Here is a 21,302-nt window from a genome sequence, read left to right on the forward strand (position 1 = left end):
CCGCTGGTGACTTCGTCGCGGACGCGGCGCCGACTCGGACGCGAACCGGGCCGCGAACGGCACATGCTCGGTCTCGCTTCGCTCGGAACCGGTGGTCGAGCTGGAGTGGGCGCGTGAGCCTGGGATGGCACGACCTGCCCTTGCCTTGCCGAAGGGGCGAGGGCCGAGCCGCCTAGGAACCGACGTGCTTCAGGAGTTCTCCCGATCCGGTACCGGAATGCCGAGAACGGCGAGGAAGGCGGTGGCCGCGGGTGGGCGGCTGCGGCTCCAGATGACGTATTCGATGCGAGCCGGTGCGTCGGAGACCTCGATGGTGACCACACCCTCGAGCTGCGGCACGTAGGTGGAGGGAAGCATGGCCACGGCGAGGCCGGGGCGGACGAGCCGAGCGATGTAGTCCGCGCTGGTCACTTCGAAGGCGACATCGCGGTCGAGACCGGCGGCCGCGAAGGCTTGGTCGGATTGGAGGCGGCCCGCGGTACCGGCCGGAAGGTCCACGAAGACTTCCGAAGAAAGTCTGCGCAGGTCGACGGCCGGCGCACCGGCGAGCGGATGGTCCGGCGCGACCACGGCGACGAGCCGGTCCCGGGCGAGTTCATGGGCGGCGACACTCCGGGGCCGGGCCGTGGTCGGCAAGCCGAGGAAAGCCACGTCGATCACTCCTTGTTCGACGCGCTCGACGAGTTCTTCGCTCGCGCCCACCCGCAGGCTGATGCGCACGTGCGGGTGCCGTTCACGGAAGTCACGCAGCGCCTCCGGGATGTCGACCGCGGCGACGGTGGGGATCAGGCCGACGGCGAGCCGTCCGCGTACCTCTCCGACCGCCGCGGCGACCTCGGCTGCCGCGCGCTCGGCGGCGTCCAGGCACTGGCGGGCGGCCGGGAGGAACGCCGCACCGGCCGGGGTCAGCCGGACCCGGCGGCTGGTGCGTTCGAAGAGTCTCGCGCCCAATTCCCGTTCCAAGCGCGCGATCTGATGACTCAGCGCGGACTGGACCACCAGGCATCGCTCGGCGGCACGGGTGAAGCTGTTCGTCTCGGCGACGGCGAGAACGTACCGCATCTGCTGAAGCTCCATGGATCAATCGTGTATCGAGATCGATGAAGTGACAAACATGTGTTGGACTCATTGATCGTGCCGGGCGAGACTGCGAACGTGGAAAGTTCAACAGCACAGCGGATTTCCGGCAGAAACGGAGATCTCCCTCGCACCGTCCTGACGGCGCTCGCGCCCGCCTCCTGGGGTACGACTTATGTCGTCACCACCGAGCTTCTTCCACCGGGGCACCCGCTTTTCGCTGGACTCCTGCGCGCGTTGCCCGCGGGTGTGATCGCGCTGGCGTTCACGCGGACCCTGCCGTGGGGAGCCTGGTGGGGCAAAGCCGCGGCGCTGGGCGTGCTCAACATCGGGCTGCCCTTTCCGCTGTTGTTCCTCGCCGCCGAACGCCTACCGGGCGGGGTGGCCGCGACGTTGGCGGCGGCCCAGCCGCTCGTCGTCGCCGTCCTGGCCGTGGCGGTCCTGTATGAGAGCCCCTCGGTGTGGCGCATGGCCTGGGGCGCGATCGGCGTCGTCGGCGTCGGCTTGGTGGTGATCGGCCCGGATGCGACCCTCGACCTCGCGGGAATCGTGGCGGGCCTCGGCGCCGCGGCGTCGATGGCGCTCGGCCTGACGCTCACCAAGAAGTGGGGACGGCCCGCTGAAGCCGGTCCCACCGCTTTCGCCGGTTGGCAACTCACCGCGGGAGGCCTGTTCCTGCTGCCCCTCACGTTCCTTGTCGAAGGTTCGCCTCCCGCTATCGACCCGCCCGCTGTCCTCGGTTACCTCTGGCTGGGGTTGGTCGGCGGTCTGCTCGCCTACGTTCTCTGGTTCCGCGGCATCGGTACCTTGCCGGTCACCTCGGTCGCGGTGCTCGTTCTGCTCTCGCCGCTGGTCGCGGCGGTTCTCGGCGCGATCCTGCTCGGCCAGACGCTCGGCCCGATCCAACTCGCGGGGTTCGGGCTCGCGCTCGCCGCGATCGTCGCGGGACAGCTCCCCGCACCCAGCCGCTCATCCCACACCGTCTCGACACCCGAAGGGGTACTGAAATGAAGATCGCCGTCGTCGGAGCCAACGGCATGGTCGGCTCGCGCGTCGTCGACGAAGCCGCGAGTCGGGGTCATGAGATCGTCGCCGTAGTCCGGAAACAGCCGCCTGCCGCCCTGTCTGCGGGGGTGACCGCGGTCGAGGGCGACGCGAACGACCCCGCTCGAATGAGTGAACTGTTCCACGGCATCGACGCGATCGTAGCCGCGACCCGCCCTGGCTCCGGGCAGGAACACTCCGTCGCGGCGACTACGACCGCCCTGTTGGACGCGGCCACGGCTACCCGGACGCGCATCCTCGTGGTCGGCGGCGCCGCCCCGCTCCGAATTCCCGGGCACCCCGATCGGCTCGTTCTCGACAGTCCGGAATACGTACCGCCCGCGATCCGCACCATCGCCGCCGCCAGCGTCGCGCAATGGGAAACCTGCCGAACACATCCGGCCGACTGGGTCTATCTCAGCCCGCCCGCCCTCCTCGAACCCGGCCGGCGCACCGGAAAGTATCGGCGTGGCACCACCACCCTCGTCACCAGCGCCGACGGCGCGTCCCGGATCTCGGCGGAGGACTTCGCCGTGGCCATCCTGGACGAACTCGAGAACCCGAGCGAGAGCAGACATTTCACGGTCGGTTACTGAGCTCGAACGCCCAGGACTGCCGCGCGTCATCGCGCATCGGCGGTCCCGACGACGGAGGAAACGATTGAGACGAGTCCTCGTACTCTCGGCCGCGCTCGCCTGCCTCGGCGCTACGACGTTGGTTTCCACCGACCGAACGGCGACACAATTTCTCACCACGATCGGCCTCCCCGCCGGGTTCCAACCGGAGGGCATCGCGATCGGATCGCGCCCGGTGGCCTACTTCGGCTCGCGCGCCGACGGCTCCGTCTACCGCGCCGACCTGGTAACCGGACGAGGCGACATGCTGAGCCCCGGGCCGGGTACACCGGCACTCGGGATGCGGGTCGACCACCACGACCGGCTTTTCGTCGCCGGAGGCACCGGAGGCGACGCCCGCGTCGTGGACACCCGCACGGGCGCGGTGCAGGCGATCTACCGGCTCGGAACGCCGCCAGACACGTTCGTCAACGACGTGGTGCTCACGCCCACGGGCGCGTGGTTCACCGACTCTCGAACGCCCGTGCTGTACCACCTGCCCATCGGCGCGAACGCTGCTCTGCCGCCGCCGACGGCTGTGGTGCGACGCCCGCTGACCGGCGACATCCGATATCAGCCCGGTGCGATCAACGCCAACGGGATCGTGCGCACGCCGGACGGCGCCGGGCTGATCGTCATGCAGTCGGTGACCGGCCGACTGTTCCGCGTCGACCCGGCGACCGGCGCGACGCGCCGGATCGATCTCGGCGCCGAGTCGCTGCCCGACGGCGACGGACTGCTTTTGTGCGGCAGCACATTGTTCGTCGTCCAGAACCGGTCGAACGCGATCGCCGTGGTCGCGCTCGATCCCGCTGGTACGAGGGGCACGGTCGAACGGCGCGTCACCGACCCGCGTTTCGACGTACCGACGACCGTGGCCGCGTTCGGCGAACACCTGTACCTGCCGAACGCCCGCTACACCACGCCGCCGACCTCGAGCACGCTTTACAGCTCCGTCGCTGTCGATCGACCCCGATAGGGAGTCAGCTGCAAGCGGCGAGCACGAGCTCGCGGACGCGGGCCGCGTCGGCCTGCCCGCGGGTCGCCTTCATGACGTCGCCGACGATCTTGCCCGCCGCCTGCACCTTGCCGGAACGGATCTTGTCGGCGATGTCGGGGTTGGCGGCCAGGGCCTTCTCCACCTCCGACCGCAGGGCGCTGTCGTCGCTGACCATGCCGAGGCCCTTGGCTTCGACGATCTGCGCCGGGTCGCCCTCGCCGTCGAGCACGTGGTCGACGACCTGCTTGGCCACCTTGTTGTTGATCGTCTTCGCATCGACCAGCTTGATCACCTCGGCGACCTGGGCCGGGGTGATCGGCAGCTCGTCCAGCGCGACTTCGCGCTCCTTGGCCTTCTCGGTGAGGTAGGCGACCCACCAGGAGCGCGCCTCGTTGGCCGGGGCCCCCGCGTCGACCGTGGCGATGATCAGATCCAGCGCACCCGCGTTGACCAGGTCGCGCATCACCTCGTCGGACAGGCCCCAGTCGGACTGGATGCGCGCGCGGCGCAGCCAGGGGTACTCGGGGATGGTGCCGCGCAGCCGCTCCACCCACTCCGCGTCCGGCGCGACGGGCTCGAGGTCGGGCTCGGGGAAGTAGCGGTAGTCCTCGGCGGTCTCCTTGCGGCGGCCGGGCGAGGTGGAGCCGTCGGTCTCGTGGAAGTGGCGGGTCTCCTGCACGATCGTGCCGCCGCCTGCGAGCACCGCGGCCTGCCTGCGCATCTCGTAGCGCACCGCGACCTCGACGCTGCGCAGCGAGTTGACGTTCTTGGTCTCCGTGCGGGTGCCGAATTCGGTTGCGCCGACGGGCATCAGCGAGACGTTCGCGTCGCAGCGCAGCGAGCCCTGCTCCATCTTCACGTCGGAGACGCCGAGCGACTTCAGCAGGTCGCGCAGCGCCGTCACGTAGGCCCGCGCCACCTCCGGCGCCCGCTCCCCCGCGCCGGTGATCGGCTTGGTGACGATCTCGATCAACGGCACGCCCGCCCGATTGTAGTCCAGCAGGGAGTGACTCGCGCCGTGGATGCGACCGGTCGCGCCGCCGATGTGCACCGACTTACCGGTGTCCTCCTCCATGTGCGCCCGCTCGATGTCGACGCGGAAGGTGCTGCCGTCGTCGAGCAGCACGTCCAGGTGCCCGTTCGTGGCGATCGGCTCGTCGTACTGGCTGATCTGATAGTTCTTCGGCTGATCGGGGTAGAAGTAGTTCTTGCGCGCGAACCGGCCCCACGGGGTGATCGAACAGTTCAGCGCCAGCCCGATCCGAATCGCGGACTCGACGGCCTTCTGGTTCACCACCGGAAGCGAACCGGGCAGACCGAGGCACACCGGGCACACCTGCGTGTTCGGCTCGGCGCCGAACTCGGTCGGGCAACCGCAGAACATCTTCGTCGCGGTGTTCAGCTCGACGTGGACCTCCATGCCGAGCACCGGCTCGAACCGGGCGAGGACATCCGAGTAATCCATCAGGTCGACCGTGGGTGCGCTCATGGCCATCAGTTTAGGTAAACGCTCCCGTCGCAGCGCAGCGGCTCTCGGGTCGCGTGGCGGCGCGCTACTTCACCGGGATCCGCTGCCGCAGCCAGCCGGTGAGGTAGTCGAGCACCTCCGGAGCGATGGTCGTCTCGATGGTGCTGTATTCGCTGGGACGGCCGGTCTCGGTGGGCTGCATCAGGTGATTGAGCCCCGGGAAGACGTGGACGGTCGCATCGGGGTCGGCGGCGAGGTGGTCGCGCATGGGCTGCTCGCTCTGCGCCGGGGGCACCTGGAGATCCTTGCCGCCGAAGAACGCGAGCACGGGGACGCGCAGGGCGGCGAGGGCGGGCGCCGGATCGTAGGCGACCAAGGCGGCCAGATACGGCGTGATCTGCGCGGCCGCCTGCTCGTCCGGCACGCGCTGTTCGGCGGGCAGGGACTGGTTCTGCCGGACGGCCAGCTGCTTCGCGCCGTCCAGGTCACCTGCTTTCAGCAGGGCGGCCAGTTCGGTGGTGTCGCGTACCCGGGCCTGCACCTGGTCGGCGGGAGTGCCGTTCGCGGCGGCGAGCAAACGGGTCTGTTCGATGAGCACGTCCGCACCGGGGACGCCGGGCCCGGCCATCAGGACGGCGAACGCGACGCCGCTGTCCGGGCGCGCGGCGACCAGCGGGGCGAGGTAGCCGCCTTCGCTGTGACCGAAGAGCCCGACCCGGGCCGGGTCGATGTCGGAGCGCGCGCGCAGGAAGCGGACGCCCGCGGCGGCGTCCTCGGCCAGGTCGGCGTAGTGCGCGTCGTCCAGTTTGCCGCCCGTGCCGCCGACGCCGCGGTCGTCGGTACGCAGCACGGCGTAGCCCGCGCGGGTGAAGGTGTCGGCCAGCAGCAGGAACGGCTTGTGGCCCATGAGTTCCTCGTCGCGGTCCTGGGGGCCGCTTCCGGAGATCATGAGGATGGCGGGGAACGGGCCAGGCCCCTGCGGTTCGGTCAAGGTGCCCGCGATGGTGAGGTCGCCGTTGCGATAGGTGACGTCCTCGGTTTTGTACGGGAACGGCGGCTTCGGTTCCTGCGGGCGAGCCGGCGGCGTCACCTTTCCTCGGCTCAGGGTGAGCCGGAAGCTCTGGCCCGCCTGGGTGAAATCGCCGGTGATCCGGTCGCTTCCGGACTCGTACTCGCCACGGAACACCGGGTCACCCGGAATATCGGGGATCGCGAACGACACACCGTTGCGGTCGGTGCTGACGTCCTTCAGCTGCGTGCCGCTCACGCCCTGCAAGGGGATGTCGATGGTGGCCGTACCGTCGTCGCGGAAGCTCACTCCGACTTGCAGGGGCTGACCGGGGACCTCGATGGCGCCGTGCCAGTCCCCGGTGGTCGGCTCGGGCGGATTCGACTCCGAACACCCTGCCACCAGTGCCGCGATGACGAACAGAGCCAACGCGATCAGTCGCCCACTGCGCATGCGACTCACAGTACCGACGATCCGGACCGTCCCCGGCTATTCGCCGCGCGCGTACCGCACCGCCGCAGCGATCTCCGCCATATCCAGGCGCAGGCCCGGCTCCTGTTCCTGCAACTCACGGAATTCCAGCAATGCATCCTCGACGGTGGACTGCCTAGCGAGCCGGATCAGTTCGCGGCGCACGTACTCCCGCAGCGGCAGCCCAGCGGAGCGTGCGCGCCGGCCCAGGACGTCGAGCGCCTCGATCGGCAGCTCGTAACTCCGCACGAGCGCTACGGCGTCCGCGTCGATCTCCGGCGCCAGGTCGCACCCCTCGGATTGCAGGAATCCGACGACCGCGTCGTCCGGGGTGCGGCGCAGTGCCAGCGCGACCAGCTCACGCCCGAGGTACTGCTGTAGCGGTAGCCCGGCCGCGCGCGCCCGGCGGCGCAGGACGTCGGCGGCGGTATCCGGCAGGTCGTGCACGAGGAGTTCGGCCATACCGGCCAGGGTATCCCGGCACGTGCGCGGACACGCCGAAGAAGATCAGCACCCCTCGGGGGCATCATCGAGCCGGTCTTCCCCGAAGACCCCATCCACCTGTGCGCGTTCCTCGGCGCTGGTATCCGCACAGGCGAAGCGAGCAAACCGTCGCTTCAGCTCGACGGTGCCGACCTCCGACGGTGGCCGAGACGGCTGCGGCTCACCCGAAAAATGCCTCCGCCTCGCGGTGGCGTTCCGGCGGCACCCGCTTGAGCTGCTTGGTGGCCTCCGACAGCGGGACCAGGTCGATGCTGGTGCCGTGCAGCGCCACCATCTGACCGAACTTGCCCGCGTGCACCGCCTCGGCCGCGTGCAGGCCGAAACGGGTGGCCAGCACCCGGTCGTAAGGCGTGGGGCTGCCGCCGCGCTGCACGTGGCCGAGCACGGTGGTGCGGACCTCCTTGCCGATGCGCCGCTCGATCTCCACGCCGAGCTGCTGGGCGACGCCGGTGAACCGCTCGTGGCCGAACTCGTCGATACCGCCCTCGCGCAGGGTGAATCCGGAGTCCGGCGCCGGGTGCGACCCCTCGGCGACCACGCAGATGAAGTGCTTGTCGCCGCGCTGGAAGCGCCGCTTGATCATGGCGCACACCTCGTCCACCTCGAACGGGACCTCGGGCACGAGAGTCAGGTGCGCGCCCGCCGCCATGCCCGCCCCGATCGCGATCCAACCCGCGTGACGGCCCATCACCTCGATGAGCATGACGCGCTGGTGCGACTCGGCGGTGGTGTGCAGCCGGTCGATCGCCTCGGTGGCGATGTTCAGCGCGGTGTCGTGGCCGAAAGTGACGTCGGTGCAATCGATGTCGTTGTCGATGGTCTTCGGGACGCCGACCACCGGAACGCCCTCGTCGGACAGCCAGCTCGCGGCGGTGAGCGTGCCCTCGCCGCCGATCGGGATCAGCGCTTCGATGCCGTTGTCGTCCAGGGTCTGCTTGATCCGGCCCAGGCCTGCGCGCAGTACGTCGGGGTTGGTGCGGGCGGTGCCGAGGATGGTGCCGCCCTTGGTGAGGATCCGGTCGGTGCGGTCGTCATTGCGGATCTGGATCTTCCGATCCTCCAATAGACCGCGCCAACCGTCCTCGAAGCCGACGATCGCGTCTCCGTAACGGCCGTTCGCGGTACGAACGACGGCACGGATGACCGCGTTCAGTCCTGGGCAGTCTCCGCCTCCGGTCAGAACTCCGATGCGCATGGCCGCTATCTTGCCCTTCATGTCCGATCTGGGCAGCCCCGCCCCCGTGAACGTCGCGTAACACCGACCTGGACGAATGACCTCACGCGGCCGGGCAGCGCCCTCCGGCCAGTTCGTCCAGATGCTGGGAGACGACGGTGGCGAGTCTGTCCAGCACGTTCATGCCGTCGCTGAACGATCCCGACTCGGGTTGTACCGCGATCGCGATGGCGATCTGCCCCGAGGGGATGTTGATGATCCCGAACTGGCGCACCAGATAGGCGCCCGAGGTGTCCGGCCCCCAGCCGCCCTTGAACTCGGCGCCGCCGAACTCGCCCAGACCCCAGCGCTGGCTGGTGATGACCTGTTCCATCAGCGAGGTCACGCGCTCGGTCCCGGTCAGACAGGGCAACCGTGAGGCGAACCGCACTTGGTCGGTCAGCGACCAGTCCGCCTGCCCGAAGGCCGAGTGCTCGGCACGGGTCCGGGTGGCGGGCACCACGGTCTTGCTGTCACCGCCCTCGCGCAACACCGCCTGCACGGCCTGCGCCGCCTCTTGCGCGGTGCCCAGCGACTGCCAGAGCACGTCGGCGGCGGCGTTGTCGGATTGCGTGATCGCCGCCGAGGCGGCGTAGTTCGAGCTGCCCGGACTGCGCCGGAGCGCGGCTATGGTCAGCGGGACCTTCATCGTCGACCAAGCCGGACCGCTGGTCCATTCGCCGAAGGTGACCGCCTGCTCGCCACCGACCGGCATGATGGCCATGCCGAGCTTCCCGCGCACACCTGCCGCGAGTTCGGCATAGCTCGCCGCCAGGGTGCCCGGGACGATGAGCGACAAGCCCTTCTGGTCGGTACGCGCCGCGGCCTCGGTGATGCTGGGTTCGCTGGACGCGTCTTCCGTGCGGTCGGTTCCGCATCCGGCTACCAGAGAGACGACAAGGGCCGCACAACCCAGAACGGTACGAGTTCTGCGGAATAGATCAGTAGACATTTTCGACACATTCTTTTCGCGAACTCCGCCGGGCTGCGCTGTCGGTTCGGCGTCCCGACACCGTCCTTGCCCGGCTCCCCGGTCGCCGACCGCGACGGCGGGGGCGCGGCCACGGGTCGGCTGATCCTTGTGGCCCCGCCAGGTGATGACGGCGTGGTCAGCAAGCATGGACACCTCCACCTACCCGCCCGATGTCGCCGAGCGGCCGGGCTCGGCTGCGGCGCTGCTCGCCACCGGCCTCACCCGAGAACTGCTTCTCGTTATCCCGGAGAACGTACTAGATGAATTGAATACGCCCCAGTTCGCCGAAAACTCCTGGCCGCCATTCGCACTGCCGGACCGAGCGCCGCAGTCCGGTCACGCTCAATAGCATCGAAGTATTACCGCAGGATTTATCGGGTGCCGAGGCGTGGCATCGCGTGGTCGGGCTTTTCAGCGAGCGCGTTCGGCGGGCTTCACGACGTGATGCCTCGGGCCCCGCAGGATTACCGGCGCACAGCCCTCGAACCGAGGATGCGACGACGGGCACCGCACCGCACCGCACCGCACCGCACCGCACCGACGGTCACATAGTGGGCCGCCGCGCGTATCACACCCGGCCGAAGACCCGCGTCCATACGCGCTTCCGGCGCACCGCGCGGGCGCTCGGGTCCGGCTGCGCCGGCGATCGGGGCGGCACGGTCCCCGGCCGCGATCCACCCATCGGCGAGGCCGGGGCTCACTGCCGGCTGCCGTCGGTGCCGTCACATCCGCCCCGATGACATGGAACACCGGCTCGACGGGACGAGACCGTCGCACGCCCGCCGACTCCGGATTTCCCGGCCGTGGCGGTGCTACTCCCGAAGCCGGTCAGCCCGGACCTGCCGCTCCCCCTGCCGCGCAATCTCACAGTAATTACTTAGCCACCTCACGCTCCACGATTCCAGCTCTGGGAACCGGAGATTCGCCCGGCCGGTGCATTCGCGGCAGTGCGATCCGGCGAGACCGAGCCCGGCCGACGGGCGTCAGCGGATAACTCCACATTCACTGATCGAGCGGCTGAAACCACCTCGCCATCGGGTGCGAACTGCTTACGATCCCGTAGCACATCGCGAAACATGCACCTGCCCGGCGCATAGCCGACCCTGTGACCGCACGCGTCGGCGAAGCGCCTTCCCTTCTGGAGTCATGCCCTTTGTCCACGCCACAGTCTTCGCAATCCACCTCCGAGAGCACGAAAACCTGCCCCGTACAGCATGGTTCGCCGCTGGACAGCGACGGTCCCCGGGTCGCGCTGTACACGGAGGCGTTCGCCGCCGACCCCCATCGCGCCTACCGTGAGATGCGCCGCAGGTACGGCTCGATCGTACCGATCGAATTGGCGCCGAATGTGCCCGCCACGTTGGTGATCGGCTACTACACGGCACTGCGAATCCTCAACGACCCGGTGCACTTCCCCGCGGACCCACGGACCTGGCAGCAGGGCATTCCCGCGGGCTGTCCGATCCTGCCGATGATGGAGTGGCGGCCGAACGCTCTGCGCAACACCGGATTCGAGCATCAGCGCTACCGGCAGGTGAATGTCGCCAGTATCGACGAGGTCGATCTGCACGCGTTGCACGCGACGACCGAACAGGTCGCGGTTCCGCTGATCAACGCCTTCTGCCAGGACGGCGCGGCGGACCTGATCAGCCAGTACGCGTTCCCGCTCACGTTCGCGGTGCTCAATTCGGTGCTCGGCTGCCCGCCGGAGATCGGGCAGCAGGTCGCGATGGGCATGGCCGCCATCTTCGAAGGCGTCAACGCGGACAAGGGCAACGCGATGCTCGCCGACGCGCTCTACGACTTGGTGCAGATGAAGCGAAGAAACCCGGGCGACGACATCACCTCGCGACTACTGCGCCACCCCGCCGCGCTCGACGACATGGAGATGATCCATCAACTGGTCACCCTGTACGGGGCGGGCATCGAACCCCAGCAGAACCTGATCGCCAATACATTGCGGTTGATGCTCACCGATCGCCGGTTCGCGGGCGGGTTATTCGGCGGCAGCCTCTCCACCCGCGACGCACTCGACGAAGTGCTGTTCGACGACCCGCCAGGGGCGAACTACTGCTTCAGCTACCCGAAACAGCCCATCCTGATCGACGACGTCTGGTTGCCCGCACACCAGCCGGTCGTGATCAGCATGGCCGGATGCAACCACGACCCGGCGATCCACACCGGCGAGTACACCGACAGCCGCGCGCACCTCGCCTGGGGAGCCGGACCGCACGCCTGCCCTGCCAGATCGATGGCCTACCTGATCGCACAGGACGCCATCGATCAGCTACTCGACGCGCTGCCCGAGATACAACTCGCGGTCCCGGCGCAGGAGCTGACCTGGCGACCGGGTCCGTTCCACCGGGCCCTCGTATCGTTGCCCGTCGTGTTCCCGGAGTCGCCACCGATGCCCGCGTTCGGGTAGACAACTGCGCCCGCACGGTACGGCGGCAGCAACACGGGCACCGTACGACCGAGCCTGCCGGCGGTCGATCGAGTTTTGTTCGCGCTGATCGTGATTGGTGCCAAACGTGCCGTCACGGCGGAGAATCCACGCGGCAACCGCGAAGCGCTCATCCGACCGATCCCGTCAGGAGCACATGTGACCACTTTCCTTCCGGTGAACCTCAAGCACGCGCGCGACATCCATCCCGACCTCGACGTGCCGCTGGTTCGAGACGCCATCCACCCGGAGCGGGCGCTGTGGTCGGCTGCGGAATTACATCGGCTGACCAGCCTGGTGGCCGCGGAATTGGCGACGCCGCTGCTGGACATCGTGCGATTCGATGCCGAGCAACGCTGGTGGACCCGCCTGGCCTTGACCATGGGCGTCGAGTTGTGGTTGCTGTCCTGGGCCCCGGGACAGGGCACCGAACCACACGACCACGGCGGCGCGTCCGGCGCCTTCACCATGACCGTGGGCGAACTCAGCGAGGAATACCTGCACCTCGGCGGCTCGGTCCGGAAGACGGAACGGCGAGCGGGCGACACGGTCGGCTTCGGCCCCGATCGAGCGCACCAGCTGCGCAACGACAAGCTGTGGCCCGCCGCGTCGGTGCACGCGTACTCGCCGCCGCTCCGGCCGGTCCGCGAATACCGTACGCTGACGGACTTCGCAGGAACGTCGGTGAGCGGAGTGGGTGCACGATGAGTACAAGCGCCGAGGACATGATCGCGCGCGCCAGGGCGCGACTGGAGCGGGTGACACCCGAGCAGGCCGCCGCGGTGCAGTCCCGGGGTGGACTGATCGTGGACATCCGGCCGCACGCGAACCGGATCGCCGAGGGCGAGATACCCGGCGCTGTGGTGGTCGAACGGATCGTCCTGGAATGGCGCCTCGACCCGAATGGCGAACACCGGCTGTCGAACCTCACCTCGGACACCCCGGTGGTGATCGTGTGCAACGAGGGCTACGCCTCCAGTCTCGCGGCCGCCGACGGGCTGCGTCTGGGGCTGCGCCGGGTGACCGACCTCGAGGGGGGGTTCCGGGCGTGGAAGGCGGCGGGCCTGCCGGTGGTTCCGGGCGGAACCCCGGCCGTGCCCTAGCCGAACCTCGATTCCGGCCGTGCGGCGCCACTGGGCCGTACCCCCTCAGTAGACGTACACGACCGCGTTCTCACCGCCGCTGCAGGTGACGAGCTGGCCCTCGGGCAGGCAGGTCATGGTGTAGGACCGGCCGGTGACCGGGCTGGTCGCGACGACCGTGCGCGGTGCGTCGCGGGTCGCGTTCTGTGCCGGGCCGGTCGCGGCATAGGCGCTGCGCACCGCTTCGGCGAACGCGCAGCTGGTCACGGGAGTACCCGTCGCCGATTGGGTGAACGTCCCGGAGGCGGCTTGCCCTTGGCCGCACGGTTTCGCGCCGGCGGGAAGCGAGACCGCCGTCGGCTTCGCCCCGGTGGACGTCGCGGACGAGGCCGACGTGCGGCTCGGCGCCTGGGCACTGGGACGCGCGGCCGTCGCGGGCGCCTCGGAACCGGCGGCGGAGGAGGTCGGCTCGACCTCGCCGGAGCCGAACGACTGCCAGGCGATCGCGCCGCCGACGGTCAGCGCGACGATGGCGAAGACGGCCGCCATGATCGGCAGCGCGATAGAGCGACCCGGACGCGACGAGGAGTAATCGTCCTCGTCGTAGGCGTCATAGCCGTACTCCGGCTCGTCGCGGCCCAGTGGATGGCCGGTGCGCGCGGGGTAGTCGCCGTGCGGCGGATAGTCGGTGCGCGCGTAGCCGTCCTGCGCTGCCGGTACCGGGTACCGAGGCGGAACCGAGTCCGGCGCGGGAAGATACTCCGACGCGTCCTGCGGGGCGATCGAGCCGGGTAGCGCTCCTCGATCCGGATAGTGCGCAGTCTCCGGGTAATTCTCGGCGCCCGGATGCGGTACCTCGGCGAAGGCGTACTCAGGCGCCTGTGCATAGGTCTGCGGCGGGATATCGGAATACGCCTGCCCCTGGGTCGGTTCCGCGTACCTGCGCGTGACATCGACATCGGCCTGCGCGAAGCCGTCCGGCTGTTCCGTGTACAACTGCGGCATATCGGAATACGCCCGAACCTCGGTCGGCTCCGCATAACTACGCGTGACATCGGCACCGGCCTGCGCGAAGCCGTCCGGCTGCTCCGTGTACAACTGCGGCATATCGGAATACGCCCGAACCTCGGTCGGCTCCGCATAACTACGCGTGACATCGGCACCGGCCTGCGCGAAGTCACCCGGCTGCTCCGCGTACGACTGCCCGGAATCGAAGTAATCCCGTGCGGCCGAATCGGCGAAATCCTGCCGGTACACCTGCGTCGGCGGGGCCGGATGCTCCGTTGCCTGCGGGTATCCCGCGGACTCCAGATACGCCTGGGTCTCCGGGTACAGGTGGGCGTCCGGGAAGGGGCGTATCGGAGGCAATCCCGCTTCCGGCGTGAACGGCGCTCGTGGCCCCGGTGGGGGCGGCGGGGTCGCTTCCGCCTGCGGGAGCGGCGTGAACTGAAACTCCGCCGGCCGGACCACCGTCGGCGCGCTCGGGTGGATCACCGCGGGAAGCGACAACTCGCCCGTCGATTCCGGCGCGGCCGCCGCACCGGCGCGCTGCGACCGGTCGGGCGCCCGCACCACCAGCGTCGGCCCGGCGGCCGGCGCGGAGGTGAGAGCCGCGCGGGCCGCCCTGGCCAGCGCGGTCGCGGTCGGGAACCGGTCGGCCGGGTCCTTGGCCATACCGCGGTTCACCACCTCGTCCAACGCGGCCGGAATACCACCCGCTTGGGTGCTCGGTCGCGGCGGCGGATCGGACATGTGCGATTTGATCAGCACGTTCATGCTGGCCGACGGGAACGGCGTCGCTCCGGTCAGGCATTCGTGCAGCACGCACGCCAGCGAGTAGACATCGGCGCGGCCGGTCACCGGTCCGACGTCGAAGCGTTCCGGGGCCATGTAGATGTAGGAGCCGACGGCCATCCCGACCAAGGTCACCGCGCTGTCGCCCTCGGTGTGCGCGATGCCGAAATCGGCGAGATACGCGAAATCCGTGTCGGTGACCAGGATGTTCGCCGGTTTCACGTCGCGGTGCACCAGATTGCTCGCGTGCGCGGCGTCCAGAGCCGAGGCGATCTGCTCGATGATGCCGACGGTGCGGGCGGGACTCAGCGGCCCCTTGGTGCGCAACAAGGTGCGCAGATCGACGCCCCGGACCAACCGCATGTCGATGAACAGCACCCCGTCGATCACGCCCCAGTCGTGGATCGGGATGACGTGCGGATCGGCCAGCCGGGTGGCGGCCTGTGATTCGCGCCGGAAACGCAACTGGTACATCGGGTCTTTGGCGAGTTCTTCCGACAGCAGCTTGACCGCGACCGCGCGGTCCTTGACCGTGTCGTATGCCTCGTAGACCTCCCCCATTCCCCCCTTGCCCAGCAACGACCGCAGTTCGTACGGCCCGAACCGCGTGCCGGTTCTCGGCCCAGGTTCCTGCACCCGTCATCCTCCGCATCCCGGGCAGGGATCGCACACGAGATCACGCGGTACGCGATCGGCGCCTACCCGTCACACAGTGGATTCTCCGGGTGTCACCACCCCATGGTCAAACGCGAACACGATCGCGGCGGCGCGATCTCGCAGCTCGAGCTTCCCGAAGATATGTCCCACATGACTTTTCACGGTCACTTCCGAGATGCCGAGTTCGCGAGCGATCTCCGCGTTCACCCGGCCGCGCCCGATCAGTTCGAGCACTTCGTACTCGCGCGCGGTCAATTCGGACAGGCGGGCATCGGTGGGGGTGCGAACCGGGCGCACCGTGCGGTAGGCCGACAGCACGCGACCGGTCACCGCGGGGTCGAGCCAGGCTCCGCCGCCCGCGACCATCCGCACCGCGCGGATCAGGTCCTCGGCGGGCGAGTCCTTCAGGATGAATCCGGCCGCGCCCGCGCGCAGCGCCCCGGACAGCAACTGGTCGTCGTCGAAGGTGGTGAGCACCAGAACCGGCGGAGCCCCGTCGCGCGCCCGCAACATCCTGGTCGCGTCGATACCGCCGACGCGTTTCATCCGCAGGTCCATCAGCACCACGTCGGGACGGGCCTGGGCCACGGCGGCCGGGACCTCGTCGCCGTCGGCGCACTCGCTGAGCACGAATCCGTCCCGCCTGCGCAGGATTCGCCGCAAACCGCCGCGCACGAGTTCCTGGTCGTCGACCACCAGCACCGTCACCGCGTCTTCGCCACTCGCGGGCGAGGCCACGCTCACGATCGCATCTCCCTGACGCTCGGCTCGGCCGTGCGCGACGGCACGCTACATCCTCGGTTCACTCGCCGACGCTCACTCACCACCGCCCCTTCCTGACGCCCGGCCCTATCGTGCGCGACGGCACGCCGCACCCGGTCCGCTCGCCGACGCTCACGAACCCTCCCGTGTGGTCGTCGCGGCACCGGGCAGCACCGGACACGACAATCCGCCGCTGCCGGGCGCGAGCGGGATACCGGCGCGCACCGACCAGCCGCGATCGGACGGGCCTGCGGTCATGCGGCCGCCGAGCAGTTCGGCACGCTGGCGCATGCCGGAAAGTCCCATGCCCGCGCCACGGTGGGCGGGCAGTCCGGCGGGCACCGTGTTGTCCACCGTGAGGGTCACCATCGTCGCGTCGACCGCGAGCCGGACCCTGGCGGACGCGCCGTGCGCGTGCTTGACGACATTCGCCAGCGACTCCTGACCGATCCGGTACAGCGCCAGCCCGACCGCGGGTGACACCGCGCCGAGATCGCCGTCGCGGTCGTAGCGCACGTCCAGACCGGCCCGAACGAAATCACCGACCAAGTCCTCGATGTCCTCCACGCCCGGTTCCGGCACCTGCTTCCAGGGTCGCGCGTCGAGCAGGCCGACCGTGCGGCGGATGTCGGCCATCGCCTGTCGGCCGAGCCGCTCGGCATCGGTCAGCGCTTCCACGGCTTCGTCCACGTCGCGGTCGGTCTGCAACGCGTGCCGGGCGGCGGTGAGATGCAGCAGCGTGACGCTCAGCGAGTGCGCGATCACGTCGTGCACTTCCCTGGCGATCCGGTGGCGTTCCTCGTCGGCGGCCTGCGCCGCGCGGATGTCCTGGTAGCCGCGTTCCTGGTAGAGGAAGCGGCGCTGATATTGCAGCATCAGCCCGGCCATCCAGCCGAACGCGATGCCGACCAGATAGGTGGGCAGCCCCTCCGGGACGTGGCCGATCGTATCGAAGGCCACCAGCTGCAGCATCATCGCGACCGTGAGCGGAATGCTCACCCGTTTCGGCGCGATCGCCGCGATCTCCCCCGCGGCGGCCACCAGGACGAACGGCGCGAAGTCGGCCGCGACCGGTTGGGCGAGGAACAGCGCCTCGGCCGCCATGGCCAGCACGCCGAGCAACAGCGGGCGCGGCAGCACGCCGAGCAACGCGTGCAGCGGACCGAAGGCACAGGTGAGCAGGACCGCGATGATCGGAAGCGGCGACGGGAAGTAGCTGTGCCGCTGCACCGCCGCCGCGACCGCGACCGCGAAGACAGCGATATCGACGCTGACGATGACCGACGGCGGGTAGTCGTAGGGCAGCTCCTCGACGCTGCGCCGGAAGGCCGCGATCGGGTCGCGCGCGAACTCCGCGCACCGCTCCCGAACGCGCCGCATCGAGGCCCGCGCGCGGCCCGCGCGAGGCGTACCGGGCGATGCTTCGGCGACGCCGGTCGAACCCATCCTGTAAGGCTAGCCGCCGCATCCGGGCCGGTACATCGTCCCGCGAGCGGGCTGCCACTCCTACCGTGGGCGGAGACGCATTCGGGTCCCTGGCACGACGACAACGAGACCGTCGCGTCCGTAGCGTGGGCGATAGTTCACAGCGGAAGGCGATGGCCATGTCCTGGACGGATCAGCACGCTCGAACCGAAATCGTGCACACCGTGCTCACCCGCGCGGCGCTCGACCCGGCCGATCCCGACCTGTTCGAGGGATTCGGTGACCTGCATCGGCTGTTCGGTGGCGCGGACGGGCTCCTGCTCATGCTGCACTACCGGTGGAACCTGCATTTCGCCGCGAAACTCGACCAGGGGCTGACGGCGATGGAGGCCTACCTCGAACTGGCGGCCGAGCAGCCGGTGCTGCGCGCGGTGCTCGACGCGCAGTATCGTCGCCGCAAACTCGCGTCGGAGGCCATGGCGCGGTAACGCGCGACGAGGAACGAAATTTGATCGACCGTACGGAGCGGGGGACAACGATGCCGGAACCGGCGATGCTGGAACTATCGGGCGTGACGAAGGAGTATCGGGTCGGCGGTCAGGCGGTCCGCGCGCTCGACGACGTCGGATTGCGTATCGAGAGCGGAGAATTCACCTCGATCATCGGGCCCTCCGGTTCCGGTAAGAGCACTCTGCTGCATTTGCTCGGCGCGCTGGACAGTCCCGACGCGGGCTCGATCCGGTTCCGGGGCAAGGAGATCGGCGCGCTGGAGGAGGAACAGCAGTCGGCGTTCCGGCGCCACCAGGTCGGTTTCGTGTTCCAGTTCTTCAATCTCCTGCCCACGCTCTCGGCATGGGAGAACGTGGCCATACCGAAACTGCTGGACGGCACGGGTTTGCGCAAGGCCAAGCCGCGCGCCCTGGAATTGCTCGACCGGGTCGGGCTCGCCGAGCGGGCCGAACATCGTCCCGCCGAATTGTCCGGCGGGCAGATGCAGCGAGTGGCCGTGGCACGGGCGCTGATCATGGAACCGCCGCTGATCCTGGCCGACGAGCCCACCGGCAACCTCGACTCCAAGACCGGCGCCGCCATCCTCGAATTGCTGGGAGAGATCGCCGGTTCCGGCAGTTCGGTGGTGATGGTGACCCACGACATGGGCGCGGTGACCTACTGCGACCGGGTGATCACCCTGCGTGACGGCCGGATCGGGTCCAACGACAAGGTCGAGCGGGCGGTCACCGCGTGAGCGGTCAGGGCTGGAGGCGGCAGCGAAGCGTGAGCGCCGCGTGGGATCGCCTGCGACTGTTCAATATCGGCGAACTGCTCACCCATCGCGGCCGCACCCTGATGTCACTGGTCGTCATGGGTGTCTCGGCGTCGCTGCTGGTCGCGGTGCTGAGCATCTCCGGCTCGGTCACCGGCTCGGTGGACAAGCTGACCCGCGGCCTGGGTGGCAAGGCGCAACTGGAGGTCAGCGGTATCACCGACGCCGGCTTCGACCAGCAACTGCTGCGACGGATCGCGACCACACCCGGCGTCGCGGTGGCGGTGCCGATGCTGCGCACGCAGATCGGCACCGGCGCCGACCGCGCGCTGCTGATCGGCGCCGATTCGAACATCGGCGCGCTGGGCAGCGAATTGACCGCGCCGATGAACGCTTTCACGGGAAAGCTGCTCGCGGTGCCCAACGGGGTGCTGGTGGGCGCGGGACTGGGCCGTGCCGAGGGTGAGCGGTTCATGCTCGGCGATACGACGGTCACGGTCGCGGGCGTCCTCGACGAGGAGACTTCCGGCAAGCTCAACGGCGGTCACCTCGTCGCCGCCCCGCTCGGGCTCGCGCAGAAGGTCACCGATCGCGCGGGACGACTGGACTCCGTGCAGATCATTCCCGCCGAGGGGGCCGACCTCGCGCAGGTACGGGCGGCGCTCACCGAAGCGGTGGACGGCCGCGCGGTGGTGGCCGAGCCGAGTCTGCGCACTTCACAGGCGGGTGGGGCGATCCAAATGGTCCGCTACTCCACCACGATGGCGTCGGCCGCCGCGCTGATCGTCTCGGCGTTCCTCATCTACAACGCGATGAGCATGGCGATCGCCCAGCGCAGGCCGATGCTCTCGCTGTTGCGCGCGATCGGCGGCAGACGCGGACCTATGGTGCGCGATCTGCTGGCCGAGGCCGCGCTGCTCGGCGTACTGGGCGGCGCGGTCGGCGCGGCGCTGGGCGTGTTCATGGGCAGTGTCGCGATCGGCACGCTGCCCACCGCGATCGTGGAGTCGGTGGAGGCGCGGACCGAATACTCGGTGCCCTGGTACGTGATTCCGTTCGCCGTCGCGGCATGCGTGTGCACCAGTGTGCTCGCGGCGTCGCTCGCGGCGCGTCAGGTGTACAAGGTCCAGCCCATCGAGGCACTGGCTCCGGTCGGGGCCGGCCGGACCGATACGGCGAGCCCGCTGCTGCGCTGGCTGGCTGTCGTGGCCGGCGGCGGACTGGCCGGGGCCGCGGTGCTGATCGCGAGCAGCGATCTCGGCCGCTATTCGCTGACCGCCATCTCGATGTCGTTCATCGCCGCGATCCTGCTCTGCTTCGCCGCCACCGGTCCGATCGTGCGGGCCGCGGCGGGGATCGCGCGCTGGTTCCGCGCTCCCGGCGCGCTGGGGGCGACCACGCTGGAACGCTCGCCGCGGCGCGTGTGGGCCACGGCGATGACGGTGATGATCGGCGTCGGGGCCACCGTCGGCATGAGCGGCGCCTCGAGCAACATGATCGACTCGGCGACGGTCACTTTCACCGATCTGGCCCGCAACGACGTCTACATCAGCCCCGCCTCGATGGCGCAGTTCCCGACCGGGCCGCTGCTGCCCGCGGATCTGCGGGAGGAGCTCGCGGCGGTGCCGGGCGTCGCGCACCTCAGCCCGGCGCAGATGGCCTTCGCCACACTCGGCGGCAGTCGCGTGATGCTGCAAGGGTTCCCGGCGGATGCCCGCGAGACCCGGATGCGCATGCTCACCGACGATTCGGTGGCCCGGCTGTCGGCCGGAGAGGGCGTGGCGATCTCCCGCGACGTGGCGCGCTCGCTCGGCGTGGGTGCGGGCGCGGAACTCACCCTGCCGACGCCCACCGGCCCGCACACGGTGCGGGTGCTGCAGGTGATCCCGTACTTCTCCGCCATCGCGGGCGTGGTGATGATGGACCTCGACCTGATGCGGACCTGGTACGAGCGGCCCGGCGAGACGGTGATCGCCGCCGACCTCGCCCCCGGCGCCGATCGCGCGGCGGTGCTCGCGGCGATTCGGCAGGTGGTGCCGCCGGAGTTGAACGTGGACACCGGCGCCGACACCGTGGTGGCCGCGTCGTCGAGCATCCGGCAGGGGATGGCGATGAGCAACGCCATTCTGTGGATCGTGGTGCTCGTGGCCACGGTGGCGTTGCTCAACACGTTGATGCTCTCGGTGCTGGAGCGCCGCAGGGAACTCGGCGTGTTGCGCGCCATGGGCACCGGGCGCAGATTCCTGATGCGTTCGGTGCTGGCCGAAGCCGCCGGAATCGGGCTCGTCGGCGCGGTGCTGGGTCTGGCGCTCGGCGCGGCGGTGCAATTCCTCGGCACGGTCGCCATCGGGCACGCCCTCACCATCGACGTCGCCTACCGGCCGAGCCCGATGCTGCTGGTCTACGGCACGATCGCGCTGGCGCTGGCGCTGCTCGGGTCGATTCCGCCCGCGTTGCGCGCGGCACGGCTGCCCATCGTGGAGGCGCTCGCGGTCGACTGAG

The 21,302-nt window shown here is 69.5% G+C and carries 19 protein-coding genes; 10 read left to right on the forward strand and 9 right to left on the reverse strand.

Annotated elements, in window-relative coordinates; translation table 11 throughout:
- Positions 1–189: 189 nt before the first annotated feature.
- Positions 190–1,077, reverse strand: a complete 888-nt coding sequence (locus tag ACFU5M_RS06530) for a LysR family transcriptional regulator (RefSeq protein ID WP_379044783.1) — start codon at positions 1,075–1,077, stop codon at positions 190–192.
- A gap of 78 nt (positions 1,078–1,155) precedes the next feature.
- Here ACFU5M_RS06530 and ACFU5M_RS06535 point away from each other — a divergent pair, with 78 nt between their 5' ends.
- The 3 genes from ACFU5M_RS06535 (at position 1,156) to ACFU5M_RS06545 (ending at position 3,714) form a co-directional block, all read left to right on the forward strand.
- Complete coding sequence (locus ACFU5M_RS06535) at positions 1,156–2,088, forward strand: EamA family transporter (RefSeq protein WP_379044786.1); 933 nt, start codon at positions 1,156–1,158, stop codon at positions 2,086–2,088.
- A complete protein-coding gene (locus tag ACFU5M_RS06540) occupies positions 2,085–2,717 on the forward strand; it encodes an NAD(P)-dependent oxidoreductase (RefSeq protein WP_379044789.1) in 633 nt (210 codons plus the stop codon). The genes ACFU5M_RS06535 and ACFU5M_RS06540 overlap by 4 nt, the downstream gene beginning before the upstream one ends.
- A 64-nt stretch (positions 2,718–2,781) precedes the next feature.
- The gene (locus ACFU5M_RS06545) at positions 2,782–3,714 is read left to right on the forward strand and encodes an SMP-30/gluconolactonase/LRE family protein (protein WP_379044792.1); all 933 of its coding nucleotides are present in this window, start codon (positions 2,782–2,784) and stop codon (positions 3,712–3,714) included.
- A 4-nt stretch (positions 3,715–3,718) separates the two neighbouring features.
- On the opposite strand, the gene gatB is transcribed toward ACFU5M_RS06545, so the two are convergent.
- The 5 genes from gatB to ACFU5M_RS06570 all read right to left on the reverse strand — a co-directional run bounded on the left by gatB (position 3,719) and on the right by ACFU5M_RS06570 (position 9,352).
- A complete protein-coding gene (gene gatB / locus ACFU5M_RS06550) occupies positions 3,719–5,224 on the reverse strand; it encodes an Asp-tRNA(Asn)/Glu-tRNA(Gln) amidotransferase subunit GatB (protein WP_379044795.1) in 1,506 nt (501 codons plus the stop codon).
- Between the two features lie 64 nt (positions 5,225–5,288).
- Positions 5,289–6,665, reverse strand: coding sequence for an alpha/beta hydrolase family protein (locus ACFU5M_RS06555; protein WP_379044798.1), 1,377 nt, complete (start codon positions 6,663–6,665; stop codon positions 5,289–5,291).
- 36 nt (positions 6,666–6,701) lie between these two features.
- Complete coding sequence (locus tag ACFU5M_RS06560) at positions 6,702–7,145, reverse strand: hypothetical protein (protein ID WP_379044801.1); 444 nt, start codon at positions 7,143–7,145, stop codon at positions 6,702–6,704.
- Positions 7,146–7,347: 202 nt separating this feature from the next.
- Positions 7,348–8,382, reverse strand: a complete 1,035-nt coding sequence (locus tag ACFU5M_RS06565) for an ATP-dependent 6-phosphofructokinase (protein WP_379044804.1) — start codon at positions 8,380–8,382, stop codon at positions 7,348–7,350.
- Positions 8,383–8,464: 82 nt separating this feature from the next.
- Positions 8,465–9,352: a hypothetical protein gene (locus tag ACFU5M_RS06570; protein WP_379044807.1), complete on the reverse strand. Its 888-nt coding sequence runs from the start codon at positions 9,350–9,352 to the stop codon at positions 8,465–8,467.
- A 166-nt stretch (positions 9,353–9,518) separates the two neighbouring features.
- Between ACFU5M_RS06570 and ACFU5M_RS06575 the strand changes: the two genes are divergently transcribed.
- From ACFU5M_RS06575 to ACFU5M_RS06590, 4 genes are all read left to right on the forward strand, one after another.
- A complete protein-coding gene (locus ACFU5M_RS06575; protein ID WP_379044810.1) occupies positions 9,519–9,722 on the forward strand; it encodes a hypothetical protein in 204 nt (67 codons plus the stop codon).
- A gap of 804 nt (positions 9,723–10,526) precedes the next feature.
- Positions 10,527–11,798: a cytochrome P450 gene (locus tag ACFU5M_RS06580; RefSeq protein ID WP_379044813.1), complete on the forward strand. Its 1,272-nt coding sequence runs from the start codon at positions 10,527–10,529 to the stop codon at positions 11,796–11,798.
- 177 nt (positions 11,799–11,975) lie between these two features.
- Entirely contained in the window at positions 11,976–12,524 is a 549-nt protein-coding gene (locus tag ACFU5M_RS06585) for a cysteine dioxygenase (protein ID WP_379044816.1), read from the forward strand.
- Positions 12,521–12,919, forward strand: coding sequence for a rhodanese-like domain-containing protein (locus ACFU5M_RS06590; RefSeq protein ID WP_379044819.1), 399 nt, complete (start codon positions 12,521–12,523; stop codon positions 12,917–12,919). The genes ACFU5M_RS06585 and ACFU5M_RS06590 overlap by 4 nt, the downstream gene beginning before the upstream one ends.
- 45 nt (positions 12,920–12,964) lie before the next feature.
- Here ACFU5M_RS06590 and ACFU5M_RS06595 read toward each other — a convergent pair whose 3' ends face one another.
- The 3 genes from ACFU5M_RS06595 to ACFU5M_RS06605 all read right to left on the reverse strand — a co-directional run bounded on the left by ACFU5M_RS06595 (position 12,965) and on the right by ACFU5M_RS06605 (position 17,557).
- Positions 12,965–15,328 carry a protein kinase gene (locus ACFU5M_RS06595; protein WP_379044822.1) on the reverse strand — a complete coding sequence of 788 codons (2,364 nt, stop codon included), beginning with the start codon at positions 15,326–15,328 and terminating at the stop codon, positions 12,965–12,967.
- 69 nt (positions 15,329–15,397) lie between these two features.
- Positions 15,398–16,093, reverse strand: coding sequence for a response regulator (locus ACFU5M_RS06600; RefSeq protein ID WP_379044825.1), 696 nt, complete (start codon positions 16,091–16,093; stop codon positions 15,398–15,400).
- A gap of 150 nt (positions 16,094–16,243) precedes the next feature.
- Complete coding sequence (locus tag ACFU5M_RS06605; protein WP_379044829.1) at positions 16,244–17,557, reverse strand: sensor histidine kinase; 1,314 nt, start codon at positions 17,555–17,557, stop codon at positions 16,244–16,246.
- 158 nt (positions 17,558–17,715) lie between these two features.
- Here ACFU5M_RS06605 and ACFU5M_RS06610 point away from each other — a divergent pair, with 158 nt between their 5' ends.
- From ACFU5M_RS06610 to ACFU5M_RS06620, 3 genes are read left to right on the forward strand one after another with little or no spacing between them, the layout of a single operon-like run.
- On the forward strand, positions 17,716–18,024 hold the full coding sequence (locus tag ACFU5M_RS06610; protein WP_379044832.1) for a hypothetical protein: 309 nt from the start codon (positions 17,716–17,718) through the stop codon (positions 18,022–18,024).
- Positions 18,025–18,074: 50 nt separating this feature from the next.
- Positions 18,075–18,782, forward strand: a complete 708-nt coding sequence (locus ACFU5M_RS06615; RefSeq protein ID WP_379045058.1) for an ABC transporter ATP-binding protein — start codon at positions 18,075–18,077, stop codon at positions 18,780–18,782.
- A gap of 29 nt (positions 18,783–18,811) precedes the next feature.
- A complete protein-coding gene (locus tag ACFU5M_RS06620) occupies positions 18,812–21,301 on the forward strand; it encodes an FtsX-like permease family protein (RefSeq protein WP_379044835.1) in 2,490 nt (829 codons plus the stop codon).
- Position 21,302 lies beyond the last annotated feature (1 nt).

The organism is Nocardia sp. NPDC057455, assembly GCF_042802775.1.
Taxonomy (GTDB): Bacteria; Actinomycetota; Actinomycetes; order Mycobacteriales; family Mycobacteriaceae; genus Nocardia.

What these genes read in the sequence shown, in the direction of transcription:
- ACFU5M_RS06530 (WP_379044783.1), bottom strand. Translation starts at nt 1,077, where the DNA reads ATGGAGCTTCAGCAGATGCGGTACGTTCTCGCCGTCGCCGAGACGAAC.
- ACFU5M_RS06540 (WP_379044789.1), top strand. Translation starts at nt 2,085, where the DNA reads ATGAAGATCGCCGTCGTCGGAGCCAACGGCATGGTCGGCTCGCGCGTC.
- gatB (WP_379044795.1), bottom strand. Translation starts at nt 5,224, where the DNA reads ATGAGCGCACCCACGGTCGACCTGATGGATTACTCGGATGTCCTCGCC.
- ACFU5M_RS06555 (WP_379044798.1), bottom strand. Translation starts at nt 6,665, where the DNA reads ATGCGCAGTGGGCGACTGATCGCGTTGGCTCTGTTCGTCATCGCGGCA.
- ACFU5M_RS06560 (WP_379044801.1), bottom strand. Translation starts at nt 7,145, where the DNA reads ATGGCCGAACTCCTCGTGCACGACCTGCCGGATACCGCCGCCGACGTC.
- ACFU5M_RS06565 (WP_379044804.1), bottom strand. Translation starts at nt 8,382, where the DNA reads ATGCGCATCGGAGTTCTGACCGGAGGCGGAGACTGCCCAGGACTGAAC.
- ACFU5M_RS06570 (WP_379044807.1), bottom strand. Translation starts at nt 9,352, where the DNA reads ATGTCTACTGATCTATTCCGCAGAACTCGTACCGTTCTGGGTTGTGCG.
- ACFU5M_RS06575 (WP_379044810.1), top strand. Translation starts at nt 9,519, where the DNA reads ATGGACACCTCCACCTACCCGCCCGATGTCGCCGAGCGGCCGGGCTCG.
- ACFU5M_RS06590 (WP_379044819.1), top strand. Translation starts at nt 12,521, where the DNA reads ATGAGTACAAGCGCCGAGGACATGATCGCGCGCGCCAGGGCGCGACTG.
- ACFU5M_RS06605 (WP_379044829.1), bottom strand. Translation starts at nt 17,557, where the DNA reads ATGGGTTCGACCGGCGTCGCCGAAGCATCGCCCGGTACGCCTCGCGCG.
- ACFU5M_RS06610 (WP_379044832.1), top strand. Translation starts at nt 17,716, where the DNA reads ATGTCCTGGACGGATCAGCACGCTCGAACCGAAATCGTGCACACCGTG.
- ACFU5M_RS06615 (WP_379045058.1), top strand. Translation starts at nt 18,075, where the DNA reads ATGCCGGAACCGGCGATGCTGGAACTATCGGGCGTGACGAAGGAGTAT.